This window comes from Streptomyces nanhaiensis, from assembly GCF_046614825.1.
Taxonomy (GTDB): domain Bacteria; phylum Actinomycetota; class Actinomycetes; order Streptomycetales; family Streptomycetaceae; genus Streptomyces; species Streptomyces radiopugnans.
In genome coordinates this window covers 19,544-34,374 of sequence record NZ_JBKJFM010000005.1, presented here as the reverse complement: position 1 = coordinate 34,374, position 14,831 = coordinate 19,544, and the positions used below count along the sequence as shown (strand labels likewise).

Sequence of the window (14,831 nt, the reverse complement as noted above, 5' to 3'; positions counted from 1 at the left end):
GCCGGCCGGGCGGCGCCGGCGGGGCGGTGCCTGCGGGGCGGTCCCGCGCTCACGCGGTGGCGGCCGCGCCCGGGGCCGGGGCCGGGGCAGGTTCGGGCGCCGGTCGCGGACTCCGGGCCCGGCGCAGCGCGTTGCGGTCCACCTTTCCGGTGGAGGTCACGGGCAGCGGCTCGTCCGTGATCTCGAAGACCGCGGGGATCGCGGTCCTGGGCAGCGCGGCCGCGCAGTGGACGCGCAGTCCGAGGCTGTTCAGCCCCGAGCCGGGCGTACGGCGCACCACGGCGTGCAGGACGTTGTCCCCGGCGGCGTCCGGCACCGCCAGTACGGCGGCCTCGCCGACCTGGGGGTGGTCCATGACGACCCTCTCCACCTCCGCGAGGTTGGTGCGCACCCCGCGGACCTTCACCTGGTGGTCGCCCCGGCCGGTCAGGAACACCAGCCCCCGCTCGTCGCGGCGCACCAGGTCGCCGGTGCGGAACCAGCCGTCGCGCCACCGCTCCCCGTCCGGCGTCCGGCCGAGGTAGCCGTGCGCCTGGAAGGGGGTCGCCACCATCAGCTCCCCCGAGCCCGCGCCGGTCACCGTCCGGCCGTCGGCGTCCACGATGCGCGCGGCGACGCCGTCGACGGGCCCGCCGATCGGCACCGCGCCGCCCGAGCCGATCTCCTCGGGGGTGATGCGGTGCAGGAAGCTGTCGTTGGTCTCGGTGCAGCCGTAGACGTTCCACAGCCGCGCGGCGGGGAACGTCGCGGCGATCCGCTCCAGCAGGCCGGGCGGGGCGGCGTCCCCGGTGAGCAGTACGTCCCTGGCCTCGGGGAAGACCAGGCCGCGCACGGCCGCCACCTCGGTGACGAGCCGGAAGAACAGCGGCACCGCCTGGAGCACGTGCGGTGCGCGGGAGACGCACAGGTCGGCCAGGCGCACCCCGTCCACCCCGTGGTCGGGGTCGACGAGTTCGGCGCAGCCGCCCGCCGCGAGCGTGGCCCACACGTCCAGCAGGCAGAGGTCGAAGTTGAGCGGGGCGTAGTTGAGCACCCGTGTTCCGGGGCCGATGCCGAAGCGGCCCGCCGCCCAGGACATGAAGCGGTCGGCGCCCGAGGAGTCGAGCACCACCGTCTTGGGCGTGCCGGTCGACCCCGAGGTGGTCAGCAGCAGGCCGGCGCCGGGCGGGAGGTCACCGCCGCCGCCCGGCGCGGCGCCGGACGGGCGCGACACGACGGCGGGAGGGCCTCCCGGGCCGCCCTCGCCCGCGCTCAGGACGTGTGTGCAGCCGGCCCGCGAGCACAGGGAGGCGAGCGCCTGCGGGCCCAGACCGGCGGACGGCAGCAGGACCCGCCGTCCGGCCCGGAAGCAGGCGATGAGGAGCGCGACGGTCTCCGGCGACTTCCGCGCGGGCACGCACACCGGCGCGCCGTCGGCGATCCGCAGCGACACCAGCTCCGCGTGGGCGGCGTCGGCCCACGCGGCCAGCTCCGCGTACCGCAGTACGCGGCCGTGCCAGGACAGGGCCGGGGCGTCCGGCCGGGTCCGCGCCTGTTCGGCGAAGAGTTCCACGAACGATCGGGACGGCATGGGGGTCTTCCCTTCACGTCGGACGGGCGTGGCGGAGCGGCCCGGACGGACCGGCGGGGCGGGCCGTCCGGGCGGGCTCGGCCGGGGGTGCGGGACGCCGGCTCACACACCGGCTCACACACCGGCTCACACCGCGGCGGCCGGCCGGCGGCCCAGGAGCCGGCCGCCCCCGGGCACGGCGGCGTCCAGCCCTGTCAGGTCGAGCAGCTTCCACAGGCACGCCTGGTTGGACGTCACCACCGGTACGCCCAGCTCGTCCTCCAGCGGCTCGACCGCCTCGAAGGAGCGGAACCCGCTGCCCGGTATCAGCACGCCGTCGGCGTCCTTCGGGAACCTCCCGGCGACCTGGCGGCACACCTCGTCGGGGCGCACCTCCCAGCGGCCCCCGCGGTCGAAGAGCTGGTGGCGGCGGACCTCCCGCCACTCCTCGTCGAGCTGGTACTGGAGCAGGTCGGCGGCGCCCCTGCCGGCCGCCTCCAGATAGCCGCGCGCGGCGGCGAAGGTCGGCGCGGTGAACCACGGCGGCACCACGACCAGGGGCCGTTCCACACCGGTGGCGGCGAGGGCGCCCACGATCGCCTGGCCGGCCGTGTACACCTCGGTGCCGCCCGCCAGCTCGCGGGCCGCGGCGGTGAAGCCCTCGTCGAACTCCGGGCCGCCGAAGAAGCTGGCCGAGCCGAAGCACAGGCAGATCGCGGACAGGTCCATCCGGCCGAGCTGGCCCAGCCCCCGCCGGACGTCCGGCGACTCCACCATCTCCTTCCAGGAGGTGCCGGTGTACTCGGCGCCGCCGCTGGTCGGGCTCTCGAAGCGGGCCGCGTGGACGGTGACGCCGTCCGGCGCCATGGCCCACAGCTCGGCCTCGACCACGGGGTCGTTGTGGATGACCAGGACCCCGAGCTGCGCCACCCAGGAGTGCCGTCTCATGACAGCCTCCCTCCCTCGGGGGAGGCGGCGACCGCGCCCTCCTCCTGGGCGGTGTCCCGCCCGGTCCGGGCCGCGGAGGTGCGCGCCAGGCCGAACCACGCCAGCGCGGCGCCGAGGAGGGCGGCCACCGCCGTGGCGAAGAACGCCCGGCCGAAGTCGTCCTGACCGGGATCGATCCCGAGCACCAGGACCAGGACGGCGATGCCGAGCGCACCGCTCATGTACTGGGCGGTCGTCATCATCGCGCCCGCCACGCCCTGGTTGCGGTCCTCCACGTCGGCCGTGCCCGCGATGAACATCACCACGTACGTGACGCCGTGCGCGAAGCCGGTGACCAGCAGCCCGGGCAGCAGGTTCGCCACATAGCCGTCCCCGCCCACCTGGGCCGCGAGCAGCAGCAGGCCGGCGGCGTCGGCGAGGAAGGCCAGGGTGAGGGTCAGCCGCACTCCCAGCGCGTCGACCAGACGCGCCGCCACCGAGTTCGCCACGGTGATGGCCACGGCCATCGGGAGGAACGCCAGTCCCGCGGAGAGCGGGCCGTAGCCGCGCAGCTCCTGCAGCAGCAGCGTCACCACGAAGAACATGTTCCCGACGCTGGCCATGTAGAGCGCGGTCGAGCCGCAGCCCACCAGCAGGGACCGGGTGCGCCGGATCGCCGGGTCCACCAGCGGCCGCTCGCTGGCCCGCTCCCGCACCACGAACACGGCCAGCAGCACGGCCGCCGTCCCCAGCCCGGCGATCGTGCTCCAGTGGGACCAGCCCTGGCCGGACGCCTGGGTGAGCCCGAGGGCCGCGGCGAGGACCGTGCCGGTGCACAGCGCCCCGTTGGGCACGTTGAGGGTGGTGCCGCGGCGGGGCACCGCCGCCGACTTCGGCAGCAGCCGGGGCGCGGCCAGGACGCACAGCACCGCGATGGGCAGGTTGATCAGGAAGACCCAGCGCCAGGAGACGGTGGTCAGCAGACCGCCCGCCATCACGCCGGCCGCCAGGCCGGAGGCGCCGACGGTCCCCCAGACCGACAGCGCGCGGTTGCGCGCCGGACCCGCCTCGAACGAGGTGTTGATCAGTGCGATGACGGCCGGCTGGAGCATGGCCGCGGCGATGCCCTGGGCTCCGCGGGCGATCAGCAGGACGGCCGTGTCGGAGGCCAGTCCGCCGGCCAGCGAGGAGACGCCGAACAGCAGCATCGCGGCGACGTAGAGGTTGCGGGGGCCGAAGCGGTCCGAGGCCCGTCCGCCGACGATGAGGAACCCGGCGAAGAACACCGCGTAACCGCTGACGACCCACTGGACCGAGCTCTCGGTCAGGCCGAACTCCTCGCCGACGCTGGGCAGCGCGATGTAGACGATGGAGTAGTCGAGGGCGAGCAGGAACTGCGCCACGGCGAGGATCGCCAGTGCGGCGCGGGTGGCGCCGCGGGATGCCGCGGCGCCGGTGGTACCCGGTGAAGTCATGTGGATCATCCCTGGTCGGAGCCGAGTGGAAGGGGGGTGGGTGCGGTGGCGGCCGAGAGCGCCGCGCGCAGCTCGCCGACCGAACCGGACACCGACAGCGCGCCGGCGTCCGTCAGTTCGCGGGGGGTGGCGACGCCGAACCCGACGCCGAGTGCCGCCATGCCCGCGCCGCGCGCCATGCGCATGTCGTCCACCGCGTCGCCGACGACGAGGCAGTGTCCGGCGGACACGCCCAGCTCGCCGCAGGCGAGCAGCGCGAGGTCCGGGGCGGGCTTGCCCCTGGGGGTCATGCCGTGGCACGAGAGGGTGTCGAACCAGTCCAGCAGCCCGGCGGCCTCCAGCAGTTCGACCGCGCTGCGCCTGATCTTGCTGGTGACGACGGCCAGCGGCAGGCCGCGCTCGCGCAGTTCGGCGAGCATCCGCGGCACTTCCGGGAAGACCAGGTCGGCCGCGGCCGGGATGACCGTCTCGGTGAACAGGCGCCGGGCGCGCTCCACGGCGTGCGCCACCTCCGCGTGCTCCTCGGGAAGCCCGAGGAGGGTGGCGAACGAGGCCGCCAGGGGGCGGCCGACCGTGGCGCGCAGCCGCTCCCGGTCCACCTCCCGGCCCGTCTCCCGCACCACCGCGTCCAGCACCTTCGTCATGCCGCCCGGGGTGTCCACCAGGGTGCCGTCGACGTCGAAGAGCACCGCGCGGTACGGGCCGCTCACGCGGCACCCACCGGTGCGCCGTACCGGCTCATGGCGACGGCCACCTCGGCCGCGAGCGCGCTGGTGGACAGCAGCACGGAGCGGTTCGCCTCGGCGGTGCGGCCCTGGGTCGCGGCCGAGACCGCGCTCAGGATGCGCGGTGTCATCGCCGGGCCGCTGACGCCCTCGCGCTCGGCCTCGGCCTGCTTCTCCCGGATCAGCGCGTAGATGTGCTCCGAGGGCAGCGCGTCCTGCTCGGCGATCGGGTGGGTGACGAGGAACCCGCCGCGGTTCCCGGCCTCCCAGTGCAGGCGGACGGAGGCCGCGAGCTCCTCCATGTCGTCCGTGCGGCGCGGGTTGGGCCGTCCGCTGGAGACGCAGTAGTAGGCGGGGAAGTCGTCGCAGCGGTAGCCGACCACCGGGACGCCCTGGGTCTCCAGGTACTCCAGCGTCAGCGCCGGGTCCAGCACGGTCTTCGCCCCGGCGCAGACGGTGACGACCCGGTGCCGGGTGAACTCGATCAGGTCCGCCGAGACGTCGAAGCTGTGCTGGGCGCCGAAGTGCACCCCGCCGATGCCGGCGACCGCGAAGACCTCGATGCCCGCCCGGGCGGCGGCCACCAGCGCGGCGGAGACGGTCGTGCCTCCGGGCCCCTTGGAGGCCAGGGCGGGGCCGATGTCCCGGGTGCTGACCTTGGGCAGGTCCGGGGTGGTGGCGAACCGCTCCACCATGGCGTCGGACATGCCGACCACGAACCGCCCGCCGAAGAGGCCGATCCGGGCGGGTACCGCGCCGCCCGCCCGGATGGCCTTGTGCATGTCGAGCGCGGTCTCCAGGTTCATCGGGTACGGCAGGCCGTGGGCCACGCCCGAGGACTCCATCGCGACCACCGGCAGTCCCGACGCCACCGCGTCGGCCACCTCGTCCGATATAGAGAACAGTTCGGTCCGGTCGTGTGCGGACATCGGTCCTTACCTCCTTGCTCCGGCCCGTCGTCGGGCCCTGGGATGGGAAGCGCTGGTGGCTGTTGCGGTGGGTGGCCGGTGCGCCCGGGGAGGGAGCGGGCGCACCGGCCGGCCTCGCGGAGCCCCCGTGCCTGCCGGGGGCGGGTCCGCCGCCGGATCAGTAGTGGGAGTACTCGGCGGCGTCGAAGTTGTGCCGCTCGTCGCCCCGCAGCGGCGGGTTGAAGACGCTGACCAGTTCCAGGTCCCGGTCGGGCGCGGCGATCAGGTAGTGCTTGTCGTGCTCGTCGAGCGCGTAGAGGGTCCCGGGCCCGATCTCGTGGACCGTGCCGTCCTCGGTGACCACCTGGCCGCGGCCGGCGATGCAGTAGCAGGCCTCCAGGTGCCTCCTGTAGTGCAGGGGCGACTTCGAGCCGGCCTTCACGACGGTGTGGGCCACCGTGAAGCCCATCCGGTCCTTCTCGACGAGGAACCGGTAGCTCAGGCCGTTGCCCCAGTCGACGCCCTCGACCTCTTCTTTCCCGCGGACAATCATCCTTCTTCTCCTCTTCATGGTTCCGGACGCGACGGACCGCCGCGCCGAGTCATCCGACGCGCGCACTCCGGACGAAATCCGCAATGGCTTCGACCGAGCTGAACTGATGCGGCGCGATATCGAGGTCGGCGACCGGAATCCCGTACTCGTCACCGACCCAGGTGATGAGGCGCAGCAGACCGAGGCTGTCCACCACTCCGTTCTCCAGCAGATCGAGATCGGAGGAGAGCTGGTCGGCGGGGACATCGGGGAGGAAGTTGCTGATGACGAACCGCTTTATCTCACCTTCTGTGGACACGGTTCTCCTCTCGTGGTTTTCGCGGAGCCGGGCGGGTGCCGTGGCCATGGGCGGCGGTTCACGGCCGGCGCGGGAAGGAAACCCGCCGGTCAGGGAGGTGTGGCGAGCGCCGGCACCAGACGGTGCGGACGCTGGGCCGGGAGCGGGAAGAGGCGTCGCTCCGGGCGGGGAGAGCGGGGGCGAGGGGGATCCGGGGAAGATTTCCGCCGGAATCCCTGACGTTCGGGACCCCGGGGCACAGGTGTGCCGTGAGAAAAGCGTGACACCTCTCCCGGGCGCCCGTCAACAGCTTTCGAAATATTCCCCTGTTCAATTTTCCGGCGATTTTCCGGGCATACGGAAGGAATCCGTGCCGGGAAAGACCCCATGCCGGATCCGCTTTACGGAGTGTTATCCGATCCGCCTCAGCGCTTTCCCTCCAGAATCTCCCGGATTTCCTCCAGGTCGTACTCCGCGCGTCCCGGCCGGCCGTAACGGGTCAGTTTTCCGCGGCTGGCCCACTTGCGCACGGTGGCCCGGGACACCCCGGCCGCGAGCGCGGCCAGCTCCGTGGGCACCGTGCACCGCGGCCTCGCGGGCCGCCCGGACCTCCCGGACGCCACGGGCGTCACGGGCGTCACGGCGCGCTGCCCGAGGACGCGGCGGCGGGCCGCCGTCCCAGCAGGAGCCAGTGCCGGGCCTGCCAGGTGTGCCCGGCCTCGCAGCGCACCTCCGGCCGGCTGCCGGCGGCCGTCGCGCGTACCACCCGTCCGCAGCCGGGCACCGCACACGTCCCCATCTCGCGGTCCCGCGGGGCCGGCTCACGGTCCAGGACCGCGCACAGGGCCGCGTTCAGCTTCGCCGTCTCCCCGGCGAAGTCGGCCCCGGCGGGGTGCCCGAGCAGCCAGTCCAGGTTCGTCTCCAGGAACCCCACCAGTGACGGCACCCGCGCCTCCGGGGGCACCGGCACCGCCCGTTCGGCGGCGACCATCCCCGCCCAGGAGGTGAGGACGGCCAGCACCTCCGACCGCACGGACACGGCCCGGTCGTCCAGGGCGATGCCGCGGTGCCGGTGGGTACGGCGCCGGCCGGCCACGCGCTCCGCCGGCGGGCGGGCGGCGGACGCCTGCGCGGCGATGCTCTCCTCGTACAGGTCCCGCAGGCGCAGCAGGTCACCTCGGACCGTGTCACGGCCGGCCGGTGCCCGGAGCGGAGTGTTCGACATACGCGTGTCCTCACGACGGAACGGTTGGGGGGATGGGGCGCGGCCGTGGGACGCGTCCGCGCCCGGGTGGAACACACGGGAGGAGCTGGGGTGCCGCGGCCGTCAGCCGGGCGAGAGGGCGCCGAGGCCGTGGCGCAGCGCGGCCCGGTGGATCCGTTCCGCGAGCGCCACGTCCAGCCTCGTCTCCGGGGCCGTGCCGCTCAGGAGCTCCACCAGCAGAACGTGGTCGGCGCAGGCGCGGCCGGGGTGTTCGCCCGTGAAGACCTGCCGCAGGTCGGCCTCGACGCCGAGGCGGCCTCCCGCCGGAACGGGAACGCACCCGGCCACGGAGCCGGGGCAGCCGGGCCTGGGCCCGGCCCCGTCCAGCAGGCCGAGGTCGTCGACGTAGACGGCGCTGACGCAGCCCGTCGCCTCTTCCCTCAGACTGCGGCCGGTGGCGTTGACCAGCACGGACCCCGGGGCCAGATGTCCCAGGCACGGCTCGTTCACCACCGGTTCGGTGACGACGACCAGGCTGGCGCCGAACGTGGCCTCCTCCGGGCTCGCCGCGACGGTCAGCCCGATGCCCGTCGCCTCCAGGACGCCGGCGGTCCCGCTGTCGACCGGCGAGGCGTGCGGGCCTCCCGGCGAGTGGACGGCGACATGGCTGACGTCCGGTACGCTGCGCGCGATCACCAGCAGCTGTATGCGCCCGGCGGCGCCCGAGCCGATCAGCGAGGCGGTCACCACCCCGGGGTCCAGGAGCTGGTTCGCCGCCAGCGCGGTCAGGGCCGCGGCCCGGCAGGCGTACAGGCCCGACGCCGGCAGCGCGCACAGGTCGCCGCCGCCGGGATCCCGTAACACCGCCGTGTCACCGCGCAGTTCCAGTAATCGCCCGCCGGGTCCGGCGTGCCGCCCGGGACCGCCGTGCGGATGCGCCAGCAACTCCTCGGCGGCCGTCTGCGCGGAGTCGAACTCGGAGACGAGGGCGCACAGGTCCTCCGTGTCCAACCTGAGAAAGCGGCTGTCCATCAGTCGTGGCCTCCTCGCGTCCGGAGATCGTGCACACGACAATGAGGAGCAGGGCTCCCGATGCTCTGTCGATCCGCTCCCGGTGCGCTGAGTGCCCGCCGGGAGCGAGGGGATGGCGATTCGATGGAATCCTGCGCTCCACTCTTCTCACCGAACCGCACCACCACCACCGACCGGCACCATGGAGGGAAAAACATGTCCGCCAGACGCCGTTTCACCGCCACGCTCCTCGTCGCGCTCGCGGCCGTCCTCGGGCCGACCGCAGCGGGAATGGCGTCCCAGGCAGGTACGCAGGCAGGTACGCAGACGTCGGCGGCCGGGGTGTCGGCGTACGGCTGCCCCTCGGACGCCCTGGGGAACCCGCTCCCGGGCGGCTGCACGGATGACACCCACTGGTGATCCCCGGGCCGGTGCGGGCACGCGCCGCGCGTGCCCGCACCGGCCAGGCTCACACGGAGGCGGGTCCGCCGACCTCCGCGCCCGAGCCGAGCAGCTCCCCCGCCGGCAGGTCGGGGTGGGCGGCCCGCAGCTCCGCCAGCAGCTTCGCGGACTCGCGCGAGTCGACCGACGACAGCAGCCGTACGGCGCGCTCCAGGTCGTCCTGGGCGGAGGCCTGTCCGGCACGGACCTCCGACAGCAGGACGAGGGCCTTCGCCTGCCACAGCACCGAGCCCAGCTTCCCGAAGATCTCGTGGGCCGCCCGCAGGTGGCCGGCGGCGCTCGCCTCGCCTCCCCGCGCCAGCGCGATCTCGCCGAGCGCGTACAGCGCCTTCGCCTCGATGAGCTGCTCCCCCACCCGGCGGGCCAGCCCCAGGGCGTGCGCGAGGGTGGTCTCGGCGGTGTCCAGCCGGCCCTCGCGGTGCCGCAGCAGCCCCAGGCCGTAGACCACGTGCACCTCCCCGATGCGGTCACCGGTGTCGCGGACCATGCGCAGCACCCGGTGCAGCGCCTGGCGGGCGAGATCGATCCGGCCGGTGGCCATGTAGACCTCGGCGAAGCGGTGCACGACCTGCACCTCCATCCTCGGGCACGACACCTCCCGGCAGATGGCCAGCGCCTCGTCCAGCAGCTCGCCCGCGGTCTGCGGATCCCCCTCGCCCAGGTGGAACTTGGCCAGGCTGCGCAGGATGTGCGCCTCCCCCACGCGGTCGCCCACGGCGCGCATCGTCCGCAGCGACTCGTCGTACCTGTCGAGCATCCTGGGGATGTCGCCGTACAGGCCGTCGACGTGCGCGGCGTTGCGCAGCACCAGGGCGCAGCCGTGCGCGTCGCCCTCCGCCCGGAAGGCGGCGAGCGCGGCCTCGAAGCAGTACCGCGCCTCGGCCATCTGGGTCTGGAACATGTGCAGCGTCCCCAGCGAGTACAGCATCGCCGCCGTGCCCGTGCGGTTGCCGGCCCGCTCGGCGGCCTCCCTGGCGACCGTGGCGCACTCGCGCCAGTCGTCGAAGTAGCCCTTCGCCTCGAACAGGGTGACCGCGGTCAGCGCCAGGTCCCAGCACAGCTCGTCCAGCCCGGCCTGCGCCGCCTGCCGCACGGCGGCCGTCAGGGCGCGCCGCTCGGCCTCCCACCAGCACGCCGGCTCGCCCATGCCGTCCGGGTCCCAGCCCTCCGCCGGGCGCCAGCGCGGAGCGCTGCCGTGCAGGATCGTGTAGTCCCCGCCGTACTCGCTGCGGTGCGCCTCCTCCGCCAGGGCCAGCCAGCCGCCCAGCAGGCGGGACAGGGCCGCCGCGCGCTCGTGCCCGTCCTCCTCCGCCGACAGCCGCTCCCCGGCGTAGATCCGGATGAGGTCGTGGAAGCGGTAGCGGGGCGAGCGGGATCCCGGGTACACCACGACGTCCAGGAGCTGTGCGTCCACCAGCGTGTCCAGGAGCTCCCTGCCCTCGGCCGGCGAGACGTCCAGCAGCGCCGCCGCGTTCCAGTCCGGGAAGTCGAGGACCCTGACCATCGACAGACGCCGGAACAGCCGGGCCGCCGACTCGCCGAGCCCGCGGTAGGCCAGCTCCATGTTGGACCTCAGCTCCAGCCCGTGGTGGGCCAGTTCGTCCAGCCTGCGCGCCTCGTCGCGCAGCCGCCGCACCAGGCCCTCCATCTGCCAGTGGGGCCGCGAGGCCAGCCGCGCCCCGGCGATCCGCAGCGCCAGCGGCAGACCGCCGCAGGACGTCACCAGCTCCACGGCCGCCTCGCGCTCGGCCTCCACCCGGTCCTTGCCGACGATCCTGGCGAGGAGCTCGATGGACTTGTCGGTGTCGAAGACGTCGATGTCGAGCCGGTGGGCGCCGGTCAGGCCCCCCAGGCGCTTGCGGCTGGTGACGATCACCGCGCACGTGGGACTGCCGGGCAGCAGGGGCCGCACCTGCTCCTCCGAGGTGGCGTCGTCGAGCACCAGCAGCAGCCGTCTGCCCGACAGCTTGCTGCGGAAGAGCTCGACGCGCTCGTCCGTGTCCTCGGGCACCGCGGTGCCCGGAACGCCCAGCGCGCGCAGGAAGCGGGCCAGGAGGCGGGCGGTGCGGTCCTCGCCACCGGGGGTGCGCATGTCCGCGTAGAGCTGCCCGTCGGGGAAACGGGCGCTCAGTTCGTGTGCGGCGCGCACCGCGAGGCTGGACTTCCCCACCCCGCCCTTGCCGGAGATCGCGACGATCGGCACGCTCCAGCGCGCCCCTCCCTCCTCCCCGCCCTCCGTCAGCAGCCGCTTGATCTCCTCCAGGAGGTCCTCGCGCCCGGTGAAGTCGGCGACGCTGGGCGGAAGCTGCTGGGGGACGAGCGCGTTCCCTCCCGCGCGCGGCGCGGTGGAGCGCTGCTCATGTGCGCCGGGACCGGAGGAACGGGGCGGGGGCGGGCGGAGGTCCGCGGGCAGGTCGAGCGACGGATCGCGGTTCAGGATCGCCCGGGTCAGCTCCTGGAGCTCCTGACTGGGCTCGACGCCTATCTCCTCCACCATCACGGCGCGTGCCAGGCGCCCCGCCTCCAGCGCCTCGGCCTGGCGGCCCGCCCGGTACAGCGCCAGCATCAGGAAGCAGTGGAGCCGTTCACGTAAAGGGTGCTCCGCCACCAATGCGCGTAATTCATGACAGATCTCCTCGTGTCTGCCCAACGCGAGGTCGAGGCGCACGAGTTCCTCGACGGCGGCCAGCCGCCGGTCCTCCAGGACGGTGGCCTCGCGCCGCACCATCCCGCTGGGGACGCCGGCGAGCGCGGCCCCCCGCCAGAGGGCCAGGGCCTCGCGCAGCACCGCGGCCGCCCGCTCCTCGCATCCCTCGTCCGCGCGCGACCGGGCCTCGGCCACCAGGGCGGAGAAGCGCAGGACGTCGAGCTCCTCGGAGCCGATCACCAGCATGTACCCCGGCTGGCGCGTGGCGATGGCGTCGGGGTGTCCGGCGTCGCCGAGGATCCTGCGCAGCGCGGAGATGCAGGTCTGGATCTGCCCGCGTGCCGTGGAGGGGGGAGCGGTGTCCCAGACGGCGTCGATGAGCTGCTCGACGGGGACGACCCGGTTGGCGTTGAGGCCCAGAACGGCCAGTACGGCCCGCTGCCTGGGGCCTCCGAGGTCGACCGACCGACCGTCCACCACAAGATCGACCGGGCCGAGGAGCCTCAGACCCATTCAGCACCCCCCGTGCATGGCGAATCCGTGGCCGAGACCACCTTGACGGGCTTTGACGGTGCCCCATCTTCCGGCCCCTGTCAACGACGCCTCCGGGTGCCGGACGGGGCCCTTCCCGCCCGTCAGCGCCCTCGCCGGTCGTACCCCGGCCCGGAGGGGCGCGGCCCGGGGTGAACGCGCTCCGGGGTGAGCGCGATCCGGGCCGCGACCGGCAGGTGGTCGCTGCCGGTCGCGGGGAGGGTCCACAGGCGGGTGACGGCGGCGCCGCGGGCCATGACGTGGTCGATCCGGGCGACGGGGAAGGCCGTGGGCCAGCTGAAGGAGAAGCCGTCAGCCGCCTCCCGGCCGGTGGAGTCCACGCCGTTCAGGACGGGGGCGAGCCCGCGGTCGTCCAGGGTGGCGTTGAAGTCGCCCAGCACGATCACGCGGGGCAGTTCCTCCGTCCGCAGAGCCTCCCCCAGCAGAGCGGCGCTCTCGTCCCGCCGCCTCGTGTCGAAGCCGTTCGCGCGGATGCGCACCGAGGGCAGATGGGCCACGTGCACGGCGACGTCGCCGTGCGGGGTGCGCACGGCGGTGCGCAGCCCGCGGTTCCAGTCGGGGCCGAGGTCCGCGGGGCGGATGTCCAGCGGACGGGTGCCGGTCAGCGGGTGCCTGGACCACAGGCCGACGGTCCCCGCCACCGCGTGGTGGGGGTACTCCCGCGCCAGCGCCTCGCCGTAGGCGGGCAGGGCGGCGGGGGTCAGCTCCTGCAGCGCGACGACGTCGGGACCGGCGGCGGCCAGGGCCCGCGCGGTGGCGGCCGGGTCGCGGTTCTCGTCGCTCGCGTTGTGCTGGACGGCCGTGAGGAGGCCGGCACCGGCGGTGGCGCCGGCCGCGTCCCCGCCCCGGGGCGCCAGGGCGCCGTGGAAGAGGGCGAGCCAGACCGCCGACGGCAGCGCCAGCGCCGCCAGGGCGAGGGCCGAGCGGCGTACCAGCGCTGCGGCCAGCAGCACGGGGACGGCCAGGCCGAGCCACGGCAGGAAGGCCTCCAGCAGGCTGCCCAGACCGAGTACGGCGCCCGGCACCAGGGGGTGGAACGCCGTCGCCCCGGCCGTGAGCACGGCGAGCGCGGCGGGGACGCGGCCCCTGCTCCATGCGGTGCGGCCCGTGGCGTCCGCGCCCCGCCACCGCCGTGCCCCCGCCGTCCGTGCCACGCGCGCCCCCTCCCGGCCCTCCGGGCCCCACGGCCTCCCGGGAGCATGGCACGCCGCGGCTGCGCGGCCGGGCGGCGGGGTGGGGGTGGGGAGCCGGGGTCGGGATCGGGCAGTGGCTCGGGCGGGGCACGGCTCACAGGTTCTTGGGATCGAACGGGTCGTGCTCGGTGATCAGCTTGTCCAGCCGGGCCTTGTCCACGCGGGTGGTCACCTCCTGCATCTCCTGCCGGTCCCGCACGCACTTGGCCAGCGTGAAGGTGGAGGAGATCAGGAAGAGGACGCCGATCGCCAGGAAGCCGCGCTCCCACGGCCCCATCGGCATGTAGGCGACGCCGAGGCCCACGGCGAGCAGCGAGAGCGCGAAGGAGGCGACGGCCTGCACGAAGAACGCGGCCGTGGTGGGCCGCTGCACTGGTGTGGTCATGGCCACCACGGTGGCGCGGCCCGGCGGAGTCCGCATGAGTACGGCTACTCAGCATCTCCTGGAACGCGCGGGACGGGGGCGGGGCGGGGACGGGGGCGGGACGGCGGGTGGAGTGGACGGCGGGGGCGGGCGCCCGGGCCGGGGGCGCTCAGCGCAGCACCCGGTCCCGCAGGACGGGGAAGTCCTCGCGGACCTCGGCGACGTACGCCGGGTCCAGCTCGGCGGTGACCACCCGCTCCTCGGCGTCCGGCGCCTCGGCCAGCGTCTCGCCCCAGGGGTCGATGATCGCGCTGCGGCCCGCCTGGGGGACGCCCGCGTGGGTGCCGGCGGTGCCGCAGGCCAGTACGTACGCCTGGTTCTCCACGGCGCGGGCGCGGGCCAGCAGGGACCAGTGGGAGGCGCGGCGGGCGGGCCAGCCCGCCGGGACCACCAGTGCGCGGGCGTCCGCGTCGGTCAGCGCGCGGAACAGCTCGGGGAAGCGCAGGTCGTAGCAGGTGGCCAGGCCCAGGGTGATGCCGGGCAGGGCCACGGTGACCGGCTCGGCGCCGGCGGACATCAAAGTCGCCTCGCCGCGGTCGAAGCCGAAGCGGTGGATCTTGCGGTACACGGCGGCCCGCTCCCCGTCGGGGGAGAAGACCAGGGAGGTGTTGTAGAGGGCCGTGCCGCCGGCGTGCTCGGCCCGTTCCACGACGGACCCGGCGTGCAGCCAGACGCGCGCCTCGCGGGCCGCCTCGGACATGGCGCGCGCGGTGGGTCCGTCCAGCGGCTCGGCGCCGGACTCGAAGGAGTCGAAGGCGAAGGCCCCGACCGTCCACAGCTCGGGCAGGACGACCAGGTCCGAGCCCGCCTGCCCGCGTACGAGCGAGGCGGCCCGCACGCGGCGCGCTTCGACCGTTTCGTCCGGGTCCACACCGATCTGGATGAGGGAGGCGCGCACCGTACCACCGTCCATGGGTTCGAGGG

At 74.5% G+C, this 14,831-nt stretch carries 15 protein-coding genes; 1 reads left to right on the top strand and 14 read right to left on the bottom strand.

Annotation, left to right across the window (positions count from 1 at the left end; translation table 11 throughout):
* Positions 1 to 49 precede the first annotated feature (49 nt).
* The 10 genes from ACLIYP_RS02875 to ACLIYP_RS02830 form a co-directional block, all read right to left on the bottom strand.
* Positions 50 to 1,570 carry an AMP-binding protein gene (locus ACLIYP_RS02875; RefSeq protein ID WP_412711545.1) on the bottom strand — a complete coding sequence of 507 codons (1,521 nt, stop codon included), beginning with the start codon at positions 1,568 to 1,570 and terminating at the stop codon, positions 50 to 52.
* Positions 1,571 to 1,696: 126 nt separating this feature from the next.
* Positions 1,697 to 2,497 carry a maleate cis-trans isomerase family protein gene (locus ACLIYP_RS02870; protein WP_412711544.1) on the bottom strand — a complete coding sequence of 267 codons (801 nt, stop codon included), beginning with the start codon at positions 2,495 to 2,497 and terminating at the stop codon, positions 1,697 to 1,699.
* Positions 2,494 to 3,951 carry an MFS transporter gene (locus tag ACLIYP_RS02865; RefSeq protein ID WP_412711543.1) on the bottom strand — a complete coding sequence of 486 codons (1,458 nt, stop codon included), beginning with the start codon at positions 3,949 to 3,951 and terminating at the stop codon, positions 2,494 to 2,496. The genes ACLIYP_RS02870 and ACLIYP_RS02865 overlap by 4 nt, the downstream gene beginning before the upstream one ends.
* 5 nt (positions 3,952 to 3,956) lie before the next feature.
* Entirely contained in the window at positions 3,957 to 4,661 is a 705-nt protein-coding gene (locus ACLIYP_RS02860; protein WP_412711542.1) for an HAD family hydrolase, read from the bottom strand.
* Positions 4,658 to 5,605 (bottom strand): pseudouridine-5'-phosphate glycosidase, encoded by a 948-nt coding sequence (locus ACLIYP_RS02855; protein WP_412711541.1) that lies wholly within the window; start codon positions 5,603 to 5,605, stop codon positions 4,658 to 4,660. The genes ACLIYP_RS02860 and ACLIYP_RS02855 overlap by 4 nt, the downstream gene beginning before the upstream one ends.
* A 157-nt stretch (positions 5,606 to 5,762) precedes the next feature.
* The gene (locus ACLIYP_RS02850) at positions 5,763 to 6,137 is read right to left on the bottom strand and encodes an ectoine synthase (protein WP_412711540.1); all 375 of its coding nucleotides are present in this window, start codon (positions 6,135 to 6,137) and stop codon (positions 5,763 to 5,765) included.
* A gap of 49 nt (positions 6,138 to 6,186) precedes the next feature.
* The gene (locus tag ACLIYP_RS02845) at positions 6,187 to 6,435 is read right to left on the bottom strand and encodes an acyl carrier protein (protein ID WP_245769939.1); all 249 of its coding nucleotides are present in this window, start codon (positions 6,433 to 6,435) and stop codon (positions 6,187 to 6,189) included.
* Between the two features lie 404 nt (positions 6,436 to 6,839).
* Positions 6,840 to 6,992: a MerR family transcriptional regulator gene (locus ACLIYP_RS02840; RefSeq protein WP_245769940.1), complete on the bottom strand. Its 153-nt coding sequence runs from the start codon at positions 6,990 to 6,992 to the stop codon at positions 6,840 to 6,842.
* 59 nt (positions 6,993 to 7,051) lie between these two features.
* Positions 7,052 to 7,639, bottom strand: a complete 588-nt coding sequence (locus ACLIYP_RS02835) for a hypothetical protein (RefSeq protein ID WP_412711539.1) — start codon at positions 7,637 to 7,639, stop codon at positions 7,052 to 7,054.
* Positions 7,640 to 7,741: 102 nt separating this feature from the next.
* Entirely contained in the window at positions 7,742 to 8,650 is a 909-nt protein-coding gene (locus ACLIYP_RS02830) for a hypothetical protein (protein WP_412711538.1), read from the bottom strand.
* A gap of 195 nt (positions 8,651 to 8,845) precedes the next feature.
* On the opposite strand from ACLIYP_RS02830, the gene ACLIYP_RS02825 reads away from it, so the two are divergent.
* Positions 8,846 to 9,049, top strand: coding sequence for a hypothetical protein (locus ACLIYP_RS02825; protein ID WP_412711537.1), 204 nt, complete (start codon positions 8,846 to 8,848; stop codon positions 9,047 to 9,049).
* A 49-nt stretch (positions 9,050 to 9,098) separates the two neighbouring features.
* Here ACLIYP_RS02825 and ACLIYP_RS02820 read toward each other — a convergent pair whose 3' ends face one another.
* From ACLIYP_RS02820 to ACLIYP_RS02805, 4 genes are all read right to left on the bottom strand, one after another.
* Positions 9,099 to 12,251, bottom strand: a complete 3,153-nt coding sequence (locus tag ACLIYP_RS02820) for an AfsR/SARP family transcriptional regulator (RefSeq protein ID WP_412711536.1) — start codon at positions 12,249 to 12,251, stop codon at positions 9,099 to 9,101.
* Between the two features lie 122 nt (positions 12,252 to 12,373).
* Positions 12,374 to 13,444, bottom strand: coding sequence for an endonuclease/exonuclease/phosphatase family protein (locus tag ACLIYP_RS02815; protein WP_412711535.1), 1,071 nt, complete (start codon positions 13,442 to 13,444; stop codon positions 12,374 to 12,376).
* Between the two features lie 133 nt (positions 13,445 to 13,577).
* Positions 13,578 to 13,868: a YiaA/YiaB family inner membrane protein gene (locus ACLIYP_RS02810; RefSeq protein ID WP_093657765.1), complete on the bottom strand. Its 291-nt coding sequence runs from the start codon at positions 13,866 to 13,868 to the stop codon at positions 13,578 to 13,580.
* A 148-nt stretch (positions 13,869 to 14,016) separates the two neighbouring features.
* A complete protein-coding gene (locus ACLIYP_RS02805) occupies positions 14,017 to 14,805 on the bottom strand; it encodes a carbon-nitrogen family hydrolase (RefSeq protein ID WP_412711631.1) in 789 nt (262 codons plus the stop codon).
* Between the last annotated feature and the right edge of the window lie 26 nt (positions 14,806 to 14,831).